The following is a 1563-nucleotide window of genomic DNA, read 5'->3' as shown; positions in this document are numbered from 1 at the left end:
GGGAACAGCGCGCATTACGTCGCGGTGCGGCCGGACCGAGATCCAGAACCAGTACGCCGGTTTGAGTGTTTTACGGCGGACCTGCATCGTCTTGATCGCCGGTGGATCTTTGGGGATCGGCGTATCGGGCCGCCATTTCCTGCGAGGGTAGTCTCTGGATGCGCTAAAAGATTCTTTTGCGGGATCGTCTGGTTTGAGTTTCTGTAGTGCTTTCAGGATGGCCGTTTTCCCAGACTCGTTCTTGCCCACAAGACAAGTAACCGGATGTAAAGAAAACTCGCCAGAATCCTCGATACTGCGGAAATCTTCAACCCGCACCTTAACTAATCGCACAATACCCTCCACCGGCCTCTTTCGGAAACCCAATTCAACTGTTTTCGATTCGGCTCAATTATGGATGTGCTTTCCGAACTTGCTCAGAAGCCTTCGTGTAAAGAGGTGGCAAAGTCTCTCCCCGGCCTCCCGTCGGTCCCATTTCATTTTGGAGGGAAGGAGCACCTTCCCTCGCTCCAGCCGACAACGCCGTCTTCCGCGACCCATCTCAACGGGCCTGTGTCCTGCCCGCAACGCCGACCCTGAAAATCATGTGCGCTGACGCGCACGAATAAGGAAACCAAGCCTCGCTGAGGGCTCTGCCCTGGCGCAGCGCAAGGGGTTTCCCGCAGTCTTCCGCGCTGCGCTTGTGCAGACCTTCGCTCGGCTCGTCCTTCGCTTTGCTCCGGATGGGAGATACCCCTCCCCTTGCGCTTTGCCGCCCCGCCTTCGCCAGGAGGCGTTCGGCATGTAGGTACATGCCGCGCACGGCATGAAAAGCAAAAGCAACCGCAAGGGAGGGCAAACGATGAAGAAACCAAACACCAGCAGCAGGCCAAGCATCTACCAGACAGTTACCGACCGCATTATTTCCAGCCTCAAGGCTGGCGTGATTCCGTGGGAAAAACCGTGGACGGCTCCACGCGTCACAGGCGGGCCGTTCCCGCGCAATTTCCACACCGGCAAACCCTACCGGGGCATCAATGTTCTCTTGCTTTGGTCTAGTCAGTACAGTTCTCCATTCTGGCTTACGTTCAGTCAGGCGCAGGAGCTAAAGGGCAGCGTTCGCAATGGGGAGCGGGGAACCCCGATTGTCTTTTTCAAGCAGCTTCCCGAATACGCAAGGAAAGGCGACGAAAGCACCGGCGAAGACGAGCGCGTCCCCTTCATTCTCTGCCACTACACCGTTTTCAATGTGGAGCAGTGCGACGGTCTCACACTTCCTGAGATCGAGCAGCCCACGACCGCGCCCGAGATCGACGAGGACGAAATCTGCGAAAGCATCGTGAGCGGATGGGAGAACCGTCCCGCGCTGCATTTGACCAGCACCACCGAGTACCGGGCTTACTACCGGCCAAGCACGGATTCCGTTCACATACCCGCCCGTTGCCGCTTTGTGGATGCGCCCCATTATTACAGCACCCTGTTTCACGAGCTGGTCCACAGCACAGGGCACGAAAACCGTCTCAATCGCACCTTTGGCGACCACTTCGGAGATGAGCTTTACAGCAAGGAGGAACTGGTAGCCGA

Annotated in this window: 2 protein-coding genes; one reads left to right on the top strand and one right to left on the bottom strand. The window is 57.4% G+C overall.

Going from position 1 to position 1563, the window contains the following annotated elements:
- Positions 1-333 (bottom strand): AAA family ATPase (locus Q363_RS39730; RefSeq protein ID WP_157468089.1); only part of this gene is annotated, 333 nt, incomplete at its 3' end.
- Between the two features lie 508 nt (positions 334-841).
- Between Q363_RS39730 and Q363_RS31580 the strand changes: the two genes are divergently transcribed.
- Positions 842-1563, top strand: a 722-nt coding sequence (locus tag Q363_RS31580; RefSeq protein WP_035358735.1) for an ArdC family protein, incomplete at its 3' end; no start/stop codon positions are given.

Origin of the sequence: Edaphobacter aggregans DSM 19364, from assembly GCF_000745965.1 — a bacterium.
GTDB classification, from domain to species: domain Bacteria; phylum Acidobacteriota; class Terriglobia; order Terriglobales; family Acidobacteriaceae; genus Edaphobacter; species Edaphobacter aggregans.
Note: the sequence above shows the minus strand (reverse complement) of the source record. Positions and strands in the feature narration are given on the sequence as shown.